The following is a 15,425-nucleotide window of genomic DNA, read 5'->3' on the forward strand; positions in this document are numbered from 1 at the left end:
TCTACATGTAAATCACATGTAGAAATAAATAAAGCACTCTTTTATACCAAAGTGGTTAAAATCTCCTTATGATAAAAAGAATCCCAACTAAACAAATTTTTGTAGGTGATGTTGCTGTCGGTGGTGACGCACCTATAAGCACGCAGTCTATGACATTTTCAAAAACTTCTGATGTAGAAGCTACAGTTGAGCAGATAAAAAGACTGCATTTTGCAGGTTGTGATATTGTCAGAGTTGCTGTTCCAGATATGGAAGATGCACTTGCACTAAAAAGTATAAAAGACCGTATTTCTCTGCCTCTTGTAGCAGATATCCACTTCAATCATAGACTTGCTTTAGTGGCTGCTGAAGTTGTTGATTGCATCCGTATCAACCCCGGTAATATTGGTTCAAAACAAAGGGTTGCTGAAGTTGTAAAGGCTTGTCAAGCTCGCAATATCCCTATACGAATCGGTGTTAATGCCGGTTCTTTAGAGAAAGAATTTTTAAACAAATATGGTCAAACTGCAGAGGGTATGGTTGCTTCAGCCGAGTACAACATCAAATATCTTGAAGATTTGGGATTTACTGACATAAAGATATCTCTAAAAGCCAGTGATGTTCAGCGAACCGTTGATGCGTACAGAATATTAAGACCAAAAAACAACTACCCTTTTCATCTTGGAGTGACAGAGGCCGGAACTCTTTTTCATGCAACTGTTAAAAGTTCCATCGGTCTTGGTGCACTTTTGCTTGATGGTATCGGCGATACGATGCGGGTTTCTATCACAGGCGAACTTGAACAAGAGATAAAAGTAGCACGGGCAATACTAAAAGACAGCGGTGCGGTTAAAGACGGTCTAAACATCATCTCTTGTCCTACATGCGGCAGGATTGAAGCTGATTTAGTCACTGCAGTTGGTGAAATAGAAGAGCGAACTGCTCACATAAAAGCACCTCTAAATGTATCTGTTATGGGATGTGTTGTAAACGCCATAGGCGAAGCAGCTCACGCTGATGTAGCCATTGCATACGGTAAGGGAAAAGGTCTAGTAATGGTAAAAGGTGAAGTAGTAGCTAACCTTGATGAGAATGAACTTGTTGACAGGTTTGTTAAAGAAGTTGAAAATGCAGCTAAGGAAGTAGAATAAGATGCAAGATAATTTATATAATTTAGCCTTTGAACGCTCAATACTGAGTTCAATTGTTTTTGAACCTGGACAGTTTGATGAACTGAGCGTTGCTCTTAAAGAAGATGATTTTTATCTTCCTGCTCATCAAGATATATTTAAGGTCATGACTCTTCTGCTTCAAAAAGACCAACCGATTGATGAAGAGTTTATAAAAAAAGAGCTTATCAAACTCAAAAAATTTGACGAACAGACTATGCTTGAAATTTTATCTGCAAATCCAATTTCAAACACGAAAGCTTATGTTGATGAAATAAAAGACAAATCACTAAAAAGACATCTTTTAACGCTCACGACAGAGATAAAAAGAGTTACAGTAGAAGAAGAGTTGCCAAGCGCTGAAGTTGTTGATATCGTAGAAAAAAAGCTTTATGAGATAACTCAAAACAATCAAACAAGTGATTTTAAAGACTCTCCAAAGATGACATTTGACACCATGGAGTACATTAAAGAGATGAAAGCCCGCGGGAACAGTGTTCTTGTCGGTGTTGATACTGGTTTTCACGAACTAAACAAGATGACTACCGGTTTTGGTAAGGGTGACTTGGTCATTGTGGCTGCAAGGCCTGCGATGGGAAAAACTTCTTTTATTCTAAACACAGTAAATTCTCTTATCCAAGATGGAAAAGGTGTAGCTTTTTTCTCTCTTGAGATGCCAGCTGAACAACTTATGCTCAGACTTCTGTCTATTCAAACTTCCATTCCTCTTCAAAAACTCCGCGTGGGTGATATGAATGATGACCAGTGGAGTTCACTAAACGGTGCAGTAGACAAAATGAATGATGCTAAACTTTATGTAGATGATCAAGGCAGCATAAACATCAATCAGCTCCGCTCAAAACTAAGAAAACTAAAAAACCAACATCCCGAGATAGAGATAGCGGTAATTGACTACTTACAGATTATGAGCGGTGTTGGAAACCAAGATAGACACCTGCAGGTTTCTGAAATGTCTCGTGGTCTAAAAATGCTTGCTCGTGAGCTAAACATGCCTATTGTTGCACTTTCACAGCTTAACCGTGGACTAGAGTCTAGAAACGACAAAAGACCTATGCTAAGCGATATTCGTGAGTCTGGTTCGATCGAGCAGGATGCTGATATCATTCTCTTTGTTTATCGTGATGATATTTACCTCTATAAAGAAGAAAAAGAGCGTGAAAAAGCTGCAAAAGCAGAAGGTAAAGAGTTCATTCCTACTTATGTAGAAAAAGAAGAAGAAGAAGCTGAGATAATAATCGGAAAACAAAGAAACGGTCCAACCGGACATGTTAAACTGGTATTTCAGAAAAAACTCACTCGCTTTGTTGATGCACCCGCTTATGCAAAAGGTGTTGAGACAGTCTATGAAAATGTAGACACACGCTCCGCCAATGTCGATATGGGAGAATCCTCTATATCAATGACTCCTATCTAAGATGATTGAAAGAGTCTCGCTTTTTAACACAAAGAGAGACTTTCTTTTATTTCTTTTAATATCTAGCTTTATACTCTTTTACTCTCTTTTGATAGAATATCAAAACTTTCAACAACTAACCCGCTTTGACTCACAGATTTTAGAAGCTACAGTTATAAAACAGTATGAAAAAACTTCACTCTCTACGAAAAAAAAATCCAAAACATTTCAGATATTGAAATTAAAATCCAAAGAAGGTTTGACTTTTTATACAGGCGCAAAAAAATCATTAGAAAATATCAAAGGTAAAATTGTTAAGCTTGAAGTCTGGGCAGGAAAAATAAGCTTCTATGAGTATCTAACAAGTTTTTATGCATACTCAAAAATAAAATATATCTACAAGACTCCTACTCTAAAACAAAAAATAAATTCAACTATATCATCCTCACATGTCAATCAAAATATATCCAATATCTACCAAGCTCTATACACCGCAGCACCTCTGAGTAAAGAGCTCCAAGCTACTTTTTCTACATTGGGAGTTTCACACCTGCTGGCAATAAGCGGTTTTCATCTTGGGGTGCTTAGTGCCCTGCTCTTCTTTTTTATAAGACCTATCTATACTTTTTTTCAAGACAGATATTTTCCATACAGAAATTCAAAATTAGATATCTTCTTAATCATATCTGCATTGCTGCTCTCATATCTAATATTTTTAGATTCACCTCCATCACTTGTGCGTGCTTTTGGGATGCTTCTTGTAGGTTTTGTTCTTTATGACAGAGGTGTTAAAATCATCTCAATGCAAACTCTATTTTTAAGTGTGATATTACTTTTAGTTTTCTTGCCAAAATTAACCTTTACGCTTGGTTTCTGGCTCTCCGTTAGCGGCGTTTACTTTATCTTTCTTTTTTTAATACACTTCAAAGATTTAAATAAAATCTGGCAATTTATCTTGGTGCCTTTTTGGGTTTATCTTTTAATGCTGCCTTTTTCGCTGGCTATATTTGGAAACTTTAGCATTTACCACCCTCTTTCCATACTGTGGACAACACTCTTCACTCTATTTTATCCTATTAGTATATTTCTACATGTCATAGGATTTGGAAATCTGTTTGATGGCTTGCTAGAGAGTTTAATAATCTTAGGTCAGCAAAGTTCACATGTAGAACTAAGTTATAACCTTCTAGCTCTACATGTCACTCTTTCTTTGCTTAGTATATGGAAAAAAAGTTTTCTTTATATTTTACTCACTTTTAATCTCTCTTTTTTTATATATGCGGTCTATCATGTAACATAATTTCAGACCATATATAAATATAATCCAAGAGACATATATCCATAAAAACAAAAACATCAAGATTGCAAATGATCCATACATAGTTGTATATGACTTGTTATAAAATACATACTCAATAAAAGCATTTTTAGAAATACTAAATACTATTGAGATTATAAATGAGCTTATTAAAGATGCTTTTGCATTGACTTTTGTATTTGGCCCGATTTGATAGATTAGAAAAAAGAGTGCCCAAATGATTATATAAGGAACGATAGGCAAAATTTTTATACCAGAGGTTATTGAGCTTGACTCTATCACAATAGCCAATTTTGCCGATATGAAAAATGATACTCCCAAAGCTATTGGAGTCAGAGTCATCAATGTCCAGTAAGTTGTAACGGACTGCCAAAGAGCTCTAGGTTTTGCATGAAAAATTTTGTTTGCTATGTACTCGAAATTTTCAAAAAACAAAAGTGAAGCAACTATAATCATAACAAGACCGATAATACCCATTTTTGCAGAGTTTGCTAAAAATTTATCAATATGCCCCATAATCGCTTCTGAATTTACAGGCATAAGGTTCGAGAAGATAAACACCTTAATAGTCTCATAATATTCTGCAAATGATGGCAATGATGTAAGAAGTGTCAGCATAATCAGCAAAAGAGGAATAATAGTAAAAATTGTATAGTAACTAAGGCTAGCGGCAAAAAGCGTAAGCTCTTTGTCTGTAAAGGCACTGATAAAAAATCTCGTATGTTTTAAAAGTTTTTTGAGATTAAGCATCTTTATATGGCTCCCGAATTTATATAATATACTTTATTATGACACAATTATATTTTTTTGCAAAATCATATAACACAATAGTAAAAACTATTTATATCAATATATAATTTTTTAATTATATGATATAATCATCCGGTTTTACAATTAAATGAATATTTTAAAGGCTTATTTGTATGGGAACAAGACAAAAAATAACACTAATACTATCAGGGCTATTTCTTACATTCTTAATTTTAATGGTTATAATCGTATCGCTAAATTTTAGAGATTTTGGTATTAAGAGTGCTGAAAAAAGGGCTTTATTGACAGCAGAGGTTGTTAAAGGCGGCTTAACTGCTCACATGGTAAACGGGATGATGGATAAACGCGGCTATTTTCTTGATCAAATAGAAAACATAGAAAATATCAGTGCTTTATGGATTGCTCGTTCTCCTACTGTCATAAAACAATACGGTGAGGGATTCAATAGCGAGATAGCCAGAGATGAGATAGACAAAAAAGTGCTTAAATCCGGAAAGATTGAAGAGGTTATGACAGAGACTGCCACAAAAAGCACCATGCGTATGACCATACCTTTTACAGCAACAGCATTTGGCGCAACAAACTGTCTTACATGTCATAGCGCTAAAGAAGGTGAAGTGCTTGGAGCCATCAGTATGGTTATTGATGTCAGTGATGTTCGTGGGAGCAGTTTTATAACTGTAGGATATATTGCCGCATTTGCAATTATATTTATGATTTTAGTTCTTATTATTGTAAATAAATTTTTCAAGCCTTATATAAATATTTTTTACTCCATTAAAGATGTGATGAAAGCTGCATACCATGGAAATTACTCAAAACGAGTAGATGGCGGGAGTCTTACTGAAAGTAATGCTGTTGCAAATATGCTCAACTCTTTACTTGAAAAACTGCAAAAAGTATTTGAAGAGATTGATAAAAAGGTATATATATTTGTTCAAAATAAAAATAAAGAAATATCCAATGACCCTCTAATAAATATAAATAAAACTATAGATCAACTCTCTGAAATATATAAATTCAAACAAACAATAGAACATGATGAAGAGCTAGATGATATATATGAGAGATTAGCCTATGTTTTTAAAACTAAATTCTCTCTTGAAGACTTTAGCATTATTGAAGCAGATACTCACAGCGGCATCAAAAAAGTTGTATATAGCGTCAACGGTTGTCATTGTGATGTAGAAGCCGGTAAATGTCGTGCTGATCGTATCAATATGATGGTTGACTCAACAATATTTGATAATACATGTCCGGTATTTAATAAACCTGACTTACAGTATCTATGTATCCCGTACTCTATTTCAAATGAGCTAAATCTTATTATATCAATAGTTACAAAAGATGAGCAAGAGAGCCTAAGAGTTAGAAGCATTGTAGGCTTGATTGAAGATTATATTGCAACCGCTCAACCTGCTATTGTAAGTAAAAAACTGATGCAAATTCTAAATAAAATGGCAAGAGTCGATCAGTTAACAGGAATGTTCAACCGTAAATATCTTGATGAATTTGTCGAAACAGCGATTCCTCAAGCACTTAGAACAAATACTCCTTACGGTATATTGATGATAGATATCGACTTCTTTAAGATGATTAATGACACTTACGGCCATGATGTAGGTGACGAAGGTATAAGAATAGTATCAAGAGTTATCAAAGAGTCAATTCGTTCGTCAGATATTGCCATTCGTTTTGGTGGAGAAGAATTTATAGTACTTCTTTACAATTGTGATAAAAACTTTGTAAAAGAGGTTGCTGAGAAGATTCGTATAAATTTTGCAAAACAAAAGATTTCAGCCGGTGCTGAATCATTTAGTAAAACTCTCAGTGTTGGTGCTGTTATGTTCCCTGATGATAGTGATAGTATTTGGAAGTGTATCAAATACGCTGACATGTCACTATATTATGCGAAAGAACATGGTCGTAATCAGGTTGTATGTTTTGATAAAAGCATCATCAAAGATGACTCTATGCAGGATTCATTTTAAAAAAGTAAAGAATTTAATTCTTTACTTTTAATTTAATCCCATCTTAGCAGGATTTAAAATATTATTTGGATCAAACGCCATCTTAATTGATTTAAACAAACTCATCTCTTCTTCTGTAAAAGCCATTCTCATATATGGCGCTTTTGCAAGACCTATCCCATGTTCACCGCTTAGAGTCCCGCCCAAATCAATAGTTGCTTGAAAAACTTCTTCTATCGCTTTGTAAGCAATTTTTACTTGCTCAGGGTCACTGCCGTCAACCATTACATTTGTATGGACATTTCCATCGCCTGTATGACCGAAACATGGGATATTTATCTCATACTTATCGGCAATAGCATAAAACTTCTCTAAAAGTTCAGGCAAGGCTGAACGAGGAACTGTTACATCCTCATTTAGCTTTTTACTTCCATAAACACTAAGAGCCGGAGATGCATTACGGCGAGCAAACCAAATGTCCGCGGCTTCTTTATCATCTTTAGCTATTTTAAACTCACTGCATCCATTTTCAAAAAATACTTTCTCGATTTGTGAAAGTTGAAAATTTAGATCTTCTTCAAGATTTCCATCAACATCAGTAACTAAAAGTGCACCTGCATTTACAGGCAGACCTTTATGAAAAGTCTGCTCAACAGCACGAATTGTCAAATTGTCTAAAAATTCCATGGCAACTGGTGTAATTCCGCTTGCCATTGTTTTATAAACTGCATTCATAGCATCATTGACAGTGTCAAAAATACCCATAGCTGTTTTAGTCAATTTTGGTTTTGGAATAAGTCTTAATGTTACTTCACTTAAAACTGCCAGAGTTCCCTCTGAAGCTATTAAAATACCGCTTATGTTATAGCCGGCTACATCTTTAATAGTTCTTTTTCCAGCCTTGATAATATCACCGTTTGGAAGAACTGCGCGAGTTGCCATCACATAGTCTTTTGTTATTCCATACTTTGCAGCACGCATTCCACCCGCATTTTCACTTACATTTCCACCGATTGTTGAGTAGTCTTGAGAAGCTGGATCAGGCGGATAAAAAAGACCTACTTCTTCTACAGCACGCTGCAAGTCCATATTGATAACACCCGGTTGAACAATTGCTACCATATTTTTCATATCAATCTCAAGGATTTTATTCATATGTTTTTCCATTGCAAGAACAATTCCACCGCTACTTGGAAGTGCTCCACCGGTAAAACCGCTTCCTGCACCACGAGGAACTATAATGATTTTATGCTCATTACAGTATTTTAGAATCTTACTAATATCATCTTCATTTCTAGGAAAAATAACTGCATCAGGCTCAAAATGCTCTCTTGTTGCATCATAAGAGTAGGCTATAAGATGTGCTTTATCATTATAGATGTTATCATCACCGACAATACTGCTGAAATGTTTTAAATGTTTAGTATCAATCATATCTCTTACTCCTTTATATCAAACTCTTCAAGTGCATCTTCGAGTTTTTCTCCGCCGTTTTTTACTATTTTGTAAAGTTCTGTGTTTTTAGGATTTGCTTTTGCCATTAGTTCATAGTAGTGAGGCTCATACTCATCAAGATGACTACTGCCCTCTCCAAACCAGTTAGCATCTATTTCAGGTACTCTAGTATAAAAAGGCAAATTAACAGCACCTTCTTCCAATTTAGCCTCTGTCATAGCTAAAATTTTAAAACTTTTAGAATCAAGTGTATAAACTATTTTATCCAAATAAATATAAACCAATCCAACAGAAGAAGCTATGCTCATCTGAGTAAAATCTTCTCTTAATGGTGTCGGATGTCCGTTAAAAGAGAGTAAAGTAGCAAAAATATCCGGATGTATCCACTGAAGCTTAGAGTTTTTAGTCACCCTATAATATATATCTTCATTAGGTGCTATTAGCAAGCCTCTTGTATAACCAAAGGCTAAGACAGCTGTATCTCCAACTTCTACTTTCCAGTTACCGTTAGGAAGTGCGCTGTTACTAAGAGCATTAAATTCACTCAGTTTAAGAGTTGCTATCTTAGTCTCTTTGTTGTAATTACTAACAATTGCATTGTTTAAAATACTTGTACGCCCTTGTGCAATTTTATGAACAACAAAACCACTTACCCCGACATCTATCTTCTCAACTTCAATTGTAACCTCTGTTTTTTCTTCATTTACACTTATAATAGGAGATTCAACAACAGCTCCAAACAGTTCTAACATAAGGATTGACACTAAAAATATATACTTCATATCTCTCTACTTTATAATAATGTAATGCGATTATATCAAACAAACCTCATACTAAGGCAAATTTTGTTAGAGTTTTGGAATTATTTTTAAAATTTTATACTTATGGTTATTTTTATGATGCGTTTATTTCTACTTTTTTTATTTGTTACATCTCTATTTGGGTCTAAAGTTGAGAGTTTTAGATGGTCAAACGGAGAGACTTACTTGATGTTTTTAGAAAAACACAATCTTCCTCTAAAATCACTCTACTACAACCTAGACAGAGATGACCAGTTACTAACTCAAGAGATGCGTGCCGGTATCAATTATCAGATTTTAAGAGATAGTGAGAAAAAAATTCTACAGATGCTGCTTCCACTAAATGATGAATTACAAATCCACATATATATAGATAAGGGTGCATATAAATTTGAAGTCATTCCTATCATCAGTTCTACAAAAACTGAAGCATTTACCATAAAGATAAATCATTCTCCCTATTATGATATCGTAAAAGAAACAGGCAGCAAAAAACTCGCAGAAATTTTTGTATCAAGCTATAAATACTCACTGAATTTTAAAAGAGACTTACGAAAAGGCGATACTCTTATCATGATTTATGATCAAAAATATCGTCTAGGAAAACCTTTTTCTATGCCAACTCTAAAAGTTGCAATGATAGAAATGAAAAATAAAAAACACTATATATATCTAAACGATGATGACAGATACTATGACGAACAAGGCAATGAAGTAGAAGGATTTTTACTAGCTCGTCCTGTTCGCGGTGCTAGAATCTCATCATACTTCACAAAAAGAAGATTCCACCCTATTTTAAAAAAATGGAAAGCTCATTTGGGTGTTGATTATGCCGCAAGAAGAGGTACGCCGGTTGTCGCAGCCGGAAGCGGAAGAGTCATATATGCAGGAAGACTTGGAGCTTATGGCAACCTTATCAAGATTAAACATGACGATGGATATGAAACAAGGTATGCGCATTTAAAATCATTTCGCAGAGGTATAAAAAGAGGCAAATATGTTAAAAAAGGTCATACCATCGGTTATGTAGGTTCAACCGGCCGCTCAACGGGACCTCACTTACACTTTGAACTAAGAAAAAGAGGAAGTGCCACAAACCCGCTTAGAGTCGTTCAGGTAACAACCAAAAAATTAAAAGGTAAAGAAAAAAAAGCATTCTTGATTCTAAAAGAAAATTATAATCAAAGTGTAGACCTGCATCTAAAAAATGAGACAAAATTTGTAAGAGTGTCTAAACCTGATACAGTCTGTTATTTCTTTAATGGAGAACAATGTGAGCCAAATAAACTCAACTGAAGAATTAAAAAACCCAAAATTTATAAAACCTATACTTATAAATTACTCAGAAGACGGAATAAAGAAAAAATGGGAAGCAGTTATAAGTTATGACAGCGTTGCCGTACTTCTCTACCATACAGACAAAAAAGCTTTTATACTTGTAAAACAACTCAGAGCAACTGTACTAAATAAAAATAAAACAAACGGTATGATGTACGAATTATGCGCCGGTATTGTAGACAAAGATGCCAGCAATGCACAAATTGCTAAAGAGGAAATACTAGAAGAGTGCGGCTATGATATTCCGGTTGAATCCCTAGAAAAAATTAGCTCATTTTATACAAATGTCGGCATATCCGGAACTCACCAAACTCTGTATTTTGCTTCATGTGACGATAGTATGAAGGTTAACGATGGCGGTGGACTATATGATGAAGAGATAGAAGTTATATCTGTTCCAATAGAAGAATCCAGAGAGTTTATGTTTGATGAGAGTTATCAAAAAACAACAGGTGTTATGATGGCATTTTACTGGTTTTTTGATACAAAACAGCACCTACTTTAAAATTAAATAAATAATTTGTCTAGTAAATAGTTTTAGTACGAGGCATATTTTTGAAGGACTACTATAGTAGTTCAAAAAAATCTAACGAAGTAATAGAGCTGTTAACTAGCCAAATTCTATTGGGTCCATATCTATTTCTGCTAGTTGATTTCTACATGTAGAAATCGCTTTTATAATATCCGTACTCTTATCAGCTCTTAGAAGTATTTCAAATCTATACTTATTTGCAACTCTCTCCACAGCGCACTTGCCGTATCCGACTATTTCAACCCTCGACCAAGGAGGACAAGTATTTGATACTTTTTGCAGGCTCTCTTGCATCTCATTCATAGCTTCAGCCGCTTTTGCACCATTTTTATGCGAAAAAAGTATACGACAGAGTTTTTTATATGGAGGATATAGCTCTTTTCTATACTCTTTTTCTTCATTTAAAAACTCTTCATAGTTGTCTATATATGTTTTGAAAAACTCTTCGTTAAAAGTCTGAACTAAAACCTTGGCATTTGCTTTTCGTCCGCTTCTTCCTGCTACTTGAATTAGCGATGAGAGGGCTTTTTCTCTAGCTCTATAATCACTCATATTTAACATGTTATCCATCCCAAGCACAACTCCGAGAGTAACACCGTGATAATCATGCCCCTTAGATAACATCTGGGTTCCCACCAATATATCAGTCTCTCTGTCGTTAAATCTTTTTAGAGCTTTTTTTAATTTATTGGAAGTTGTAATCACATCTCTATCAAACTGCTCAACTTTTGCATCTTTAAACTCTTGGCTTATAACTTTTACAGCCTCTGCAGTTCCAAGTCTGCTACTTGTAAGAGAGTCTCCTTCGCACTCTGAACACACTTGTGGAATGGCTTGCGAAAAGTTGCAGTAGTGACACTTAAGCGCTCGTGATTTTTGATGAATACTCATACCTACACTACAAAACACGCACTCATAAGTATGTCCACAATCTTGGCAGATAAGATACTTGAAATTTGCGCGGGTTGGAAGAAATACAATTGATTGCTCTTTAGCAATCAAGTTATGCTTTAAACTATCCATAATTATAGGAGAAAGGTTCTCAACTGAGCGTTCATATATAAACTCTTTTTTCGAAGTAAAGTGTCCACCTTTCAATCTGACATGTGGAAATTTTACATATGTATTAAGTGATGGCGTAGCACTTCCTAAAACAACTGGCACATCATATAATTTACCCATATAAATTGCTATATCTCTTGCATTGTAACGAGGTCTTGAAGATGATTTATAACTGTCATCATGCTCTTCATCTACAACTATCAGTCCCAAATCTTTTATGGGCAAAAACAGAGCTGAACGAGGACCTGCAATTATTTGAGCGGTTCCATCATTAATTTTTTGTAGTGCTTCTTTTTTTTGTTTTGGAGTCAGTTTTGAATGCCACATAACAACTCTATCCCCAAAATGCATATCCAGTCTATGACTCATCTGCGGTGTCAAAGAGATTTCAGGCATTAAAAAAATAGAGCGTTTACCCTCTTTTAACATGTCATGAAAATACTGCATATAGATTTCAGTTTTTCCGCTGCCCGTATCACCAAAAAGAAGTGAGACTCTGTATTGTTTTAAAAATTTTAGAGCATCAGTTTGCTTATCTGAAAGAGTTAATATGGGATTCGAATATGTGGCTTTTAGGAATGCTACCCCTTGGCATTCTCCACTTTGAGCCTCACCTATTTTGATTCCCATTACAGGTACGACTGAAGTCGTATATCCGCAACTATACGCAGTCATCACTCCAAGAGCCTCTCCGAGTGAGCAGATATAATAAGTAGATATAAACTTAGCTAACTCCAGTTGTTTTTTAGAATAAAAAGAGTCGTATACTTCTAAAATCTCACTGGTATCAAACTCTGGCTTTTCACAAGTAGAAATTATTACACCCTTAGAGTTCTTATTGCGAAGATTTATATTTACTACTGCACCTGTTTTTATCTCTAAATCAGAGTGGTATGTAAGCGTAGATAGAGGGGATGAGAGGATTGCTAGTTCATAAAAATACAAAACAATCCTCTAGCTGATAAGTTATTAATCAGTTAAAAGTTTACATGTAGCATTTGCTGTATTACATGTAAATGCACCTGTATTAGGATTATATGTAAATGCTACATCAGTTCCCTGAACATTAAAAGTATAGTCCAGTCCATTAGCATTACCCTGCCAGTGACCTGAACCAGTTCCTGCTGCTATACCATACATCAACAGTGTCTGATTAGCATCCACTCCAGTAAAAAGGGTTGTAGTACTGTTACTTAGTTTTGCTATCCAAGCACTATCTCCAGTTATAAGACGACCTTGTCTTTCAGTTACAATAGCAGAACGAATTGCAGCAATATCGGCACGCCCTTTTGTTATCTCAGCATCAGTACGAGTTGCTGCAAATCTAGGAACTGCCACAGCTGCCAATATCCCCAACACGACTATAACAAATACAAGTTCTATCATTGTAAAAGCACTTTTTGATTTTTGCATAAAAATTCCTTAAGTTAAATAATATATCAATTATTTAATATATTAACATTTTTTAGATTATTTAAGTTTGAAGTTTGTAAAAAGATTTAGATTTTTTAACTGTATATGTGCGTTCCCAAGCGGGAGCTTGGGAACAAGAAAAAATTAACGAACTACAGCTGAACCTGTTAAAGAAACATTATGGTCAACCATATTAGCAAATAAAACACAACCACCAGTCTGCGTTTGAATATCAACAACTAGAATTTGGTCTGTACCTGACGCTGTATTTGTACCAGTTGCACAAACTGTACCACCAGCGCTATCTGTTCTTGCAGTAATTACATTAGCAGCAACACCTAAATTTGTACCAGGGTCAACAATAGTCGTAAAATCAGGCACACTACCAGTCGCGGTCGTACTAGCTTGAATCTGATTAATAGCCGTCTTAAAAGTTGCTAAAGTTGCAGTAGCAGTAGCATCTTCACGCGTAGCAGCAAGTTTTGGAATAGCAACAGCTGCTAAAATACCTAAAATAACAATAACAAAGATCAATTCGATCATAGTAAAACCAGCTCTTTTCATAAGAACTCCTTGAATTAAAAAAATTGGGTTACACTAGCAACCTTAAGAAGTATTATGTAGCAGATGTCATTAAAACTTGCTTAAATATATTAATTAAACTAATACATGTAACCTACTATTTTTCAATATCTTTTTTGGAACTAAAATTGCTTGTAGAATTGAACTAACACAAAACAAGGTGACTTATCTCGCCAAAGGCGTAGCTTTAGTGACTGAATAAAGCCTGGATTAGTTCAGGTTTTATGAGATGATAAATAGGGGAGAAGATGAGTATTGAGATTTCTAGAACACATGGATTACTTGCAAAAGCTATGGACTATAGAGCAATTCGTCAAGATATGATATCTTCTAACATAGCAAATGCTGACACTCCTTTTTATAGACCAAGGGATGTGAGATTTGAAGAGTATCTGGCACATGAAAAAGCAAAAGCACTAGATACGAACAGTAACAAACTTGAGATGGCACAGACCAACAGTGCACATATGGCACTTCAAAATGAAAAAACATCATACAAGCCAACTACTTACTTCAGAGATGGGCATATGGCAAGAAATGATGGCAATAGTGTAGACTTAGATGTAGAGACAACAGAGATGAGTAAAAACTCGGTTATGTTCAATGCTCTCATTCAGACAAACAAAAAATCCGGTGCAATCTTTAAAAGTGTTATAGAAGCATCACAAAAAGTAAGTTAGGATTGAATTATGAGTAATTTTTTTAATAGTTTTGATAAGTGTTTTCAGAATAGGTTGTGCAGATGAGTAACTTTTTAAATAGTTTTGATATTAGCGGTTATGGCTTGTCGGCTCAGCGTGTTCGTGTAAATACAATTTCACAAAACATTGCAAATGCGCAAACAACAAGAACTGATGAGGGTGGCCCTTACAGAAGAAAAGAGGTTGTTTTTAAAGCTATAGATTTCAACCAACAGTTTAACAATGCAATAAACTCAATGACGGATAGCACAAAATTTGAAGACCCTTTAAATGAAGGCAATTTTGGCAAAAAGGTAAATCCTGCTATAATGAGCGTAGTAGTTGATAAAATATCACGCGATGACAGAGAACCGAAAATGAAATTTGAACCAGCGCATCCAGATGCTGATGCAAATGGCTATGTTGCGTATCCAAATATTAATCCTGTTATCGAAATGGCCGATCTAGTAGAAGCGACTCGTTCTTACCAAGCAAATGTGGCTGCATTTGAGAGTGCGAAAAATATGGCAAACAGCGCAATTTCGTTGTTGCAGTAGAGGAGGAGGTAAATTATGAGTGAATTTGGAAAAATTGATGGTCTTGGCGGAACATCAACAGCTGAATTATTAAAACAAAAAAACAAAGTCGAATCTACCGGTGGTGAAGCTTTTGCAAAACATCTTAAATCAGCTATAAATGAAGTAAATGAAATTCAAGAAAAAAGTGAAGTAGCTGTAGCTGATATGGCGACAGGACAAGTTAAAGACTTACACCAAGCAGCATTAGCAATTGGTAAAGCAGAAACAAGTATGAAACTAATGCTTGAGATTAGAAATAAAGCTCTAAACGCTTACAAAGAGTTAGGTAGAACACAGTTATAACCTCTTCTTCGCTACTTAACCACCTCATAAATATTTACATGATATAATCTTCTAAAAAAGT

General features: G+C 35.0%; 15 protein-coding genes. 9 read left to right on the plus strand and 6 right to left on the minus strand.

The genetic code is table 11. The features are described 5' to 3' along the window. The first annotated feature begins 68 nt into the window (after positions 1 to 68). From ispG to OQK60_RS02675, 3 genes are read left to right on the plus strand one after another with little or no spacing between them, the layout of a single operon-like run. On the plus strand, positions 69 to 1,130 hold the full coding sequence (gene ispG / locus OQK60_RS02665) for a flavodoxin-dependent (E)-4-hydroxy-3-methylbut-2-enyl-diphosphate synthase (protein WP_297683803.1): 1,062 nt from the start codon (positions 69 to 71) through the stop codon (positions 1,128 to 1,130). A 1-nt stretch (position 1,131) separates the two neighbouring features. Further along, positions 1,132 to 2,583, plus strand: coding sequence for a replicative DNA helicase (locus OQK60_RS02670; protein ID WP_297683805.1), 1,452 nt, complete (start codon positions 1,132 to 1,134; stop codon positions 2,581 to 2,583). Position 2,584: 1 nt separating this feature from the next. Further along, complete coding sequence (locus OQK60_RS02675) at positions 2,585 to 3,862, plus strand: ComEC/Rec2 family competence protein (protein ID WP_297683807.1); 1,278 nt, start codon at positions 2,585 to 2,587, stop codon at positions 3,860 to 3,862. On the opposite strand, the gene OQK60_RS02680 is transcribed toward OQK60_RS02675, so the two are convergent. Beyond that, the gene (locus tag OQK60_RS02680; RefSeq protein ID WP_297683809.1) at positions 3,809 to 4,630 is read right to left on the minus strand and encodes a YihY family inner membrane protein; all 822 of its coding nucleotides are present in this window, start codon (positions 4,628 to 4,630) and stop codon (positions 3,809 to 3,811) included. The genes OQK60_RS02675 and OQK60_RS02680 overlap by 54 nt on opposite strands. Positions 4,631 to 4,803: 173 nt before the next feature. Between OQK60_RS02680 and OQK60_RS02685 the strand changes: the two genes are divergently transcribed. Beyond that, positions 4,804 to 6,642: a GGDEF domain-containing protein gene (locus OQK60_RS02685; protein ID WP_297683811.1), complete on the plus strand. Its 1,839-nt coding sequence runs from the start codon at positions 4,804 to 4,806 to the stop codon at positions 6,640 to 6,642. Between the two features lie 27 nt (positions 6,643 to 6,669). On the opposite strand, the gene OQK60_RS02690 is transcribed toward OQK60_RS02685, so the two are convergent. Then, positions 6,670 to 8,055, minus strand: coding sequence for an FAD-linked oxidase C-terminal domain-containing protein (locus OQK60_RS02690; protein WP_297683813.1), 1,386 nt, complete (start codon positions 8,053 to 8,055; stop codon positions 6,670 to 6,672). Between the two features lie 5 nt (positions 8,056 to 8,060). Next, entirely contained in the window at positions 8,061 to 8,858 is a 798-nt protein-coding gene (locus OQK60_RS02695; RefSeq protein WP_297683815.1) for a plasminogen-binding N-terminal domain-containing protein, read from the minus strand. A gap of 114 nt (positions 8,859 to 8,972) precedes the next feature. Here OQK60_RS02695 and OQK60_RS02700 point away from each other — a divergent pair, with 114 nt between their 5' ends. Continuing rightward, positions 8,973 to 10,172, plus strand: coding sequence for a M23 family metallopeptidase (locus OQK60_RS02700; RefSeq protein ID WP_297683816.1), 1,200 nt, complete (start codon positions 8,973 to 8,975; stop codon positions 10,170 to 10,172). Beyond that, complete coding sequence (locus OQK60_RS02705) at positions 10,150 to 10,719, plus strand: NUDIX hydrolase (RefSeq protein WP_297683818.1); 570 nt, start codon at positions 10,150 to 10,152, stop codon at positions 10,717 to 10,719. Before OQK60_RS02700 ends, OQK60_RS02705 begins: the two co-directional genes overlap by 23 nt. A 105-nt stretch (positions 10,720 to 10,824) precedes the next feature. On the opposite strand, the gene OQK60_RS02710 is transcribed toward OQK60_RS02705, so the two are convergent. The 3 genes from OQK60_RS02710 to OQK60_RS02720 all read right to left on the minus strand — a co-directional run bounded on the left by OQK60_RS02710 (position 10,825) and on the right by OQK60_RS02720 (position 13,785). Beyond that, positions 10,825 to 12,753 (minus strand): primosomal protein N', encoded by a 1,929-nt coding sequence (locus tag OQK60_RS02710; RefSeq protein ID WP_297683820.1) that lies wholly within the window; start codon positions 12,751 to 12,753, stop codon positions 10,825 to 10,827. Between the two features lie 24 nt (positions 12,754 to 12,777). Further along, a complete protein-coding gene (locus tag OQK60_RS02715; RefSeq protein ID WP_297683822.1) occupies positions 12,778 to 13,221 on the minus strand; it encodes a type II secretion system protein in 444 nt (147 codons plus the stop codon). A 144-nt stretch (positions 13,222 to 13,365) separates the two neighbouring features. After that, positions 13,366 to 13,785 (minus strand): type II secretion system protein, encoded by a 420-nt coding sequence (locus OQK60_RS02720; protein ID WP_297683824.1) that lies wholly within the window; start codon positions 13,783 to 13,785, stop codon positions 13,366 to 13,368. A 266-nt stretch (positions 13,786 to 14,051) separates the two neighbouring features. On the opposite strand from OQK60_RS02720, the gene flgB reads away from it, so the two are divergent. The 3 genes from flgB (at position 14,052) to fliE (ending at position 15,364) form a co-directional block, all read left to right on the plus strand. Beyond that, the gene (flgB, locus tag OQK60_RS02725; RefSeq protein ID WP_297683826.1) at positions 14,052 to 14,483 is read left to right on the plus strand and encodes a flagellar basal body rod protein FlgB; all 432 of its coding nucleotides are present in this window, start codon (positions 14,052 to 14,054) and stop codon (positions 14,481 to 14,483) included. Between the two features lie 62 nt (positions 14,484 to 14,545). Beyond that, positions 14,546 to 15,040 (plus strand): flagellar basal body rod protein FlgC, encoded by a 495-nt coding sequence (flgC, locus tag OQK60_RS02730; protein WP_297683828.1) that lies wholly within the window; start codon positions 14,546 to 14,548, stop codon positions 15,038 to 15,040. A 15-nt stretch (positions 15,041 to 15,055) separates the two neighbouring features. Then, positions 15,056 to 15,364: a flagellar hook-basal body complex protein FliE gene (fliE, locus tag OQK60_RS02735; protein ID WP_297683830.1), complete on the plus strand. Its 309-nt coding sequence runs from the start codon at positions 15,056 to 15,058 to the stop codon at positions 15,362 to 15,364. Positions 15,365 to 15,425: the final 61 nt, after the last annotated feature.

This window comes from Sulfurimonas sp. (genome assembly GCF_026196735.1).
Lineage (GTDB): Bacteria > Campylobacterota > Campylobacteria > Campylobacterales > Sulfurimonadaceae > Sulfurimonas.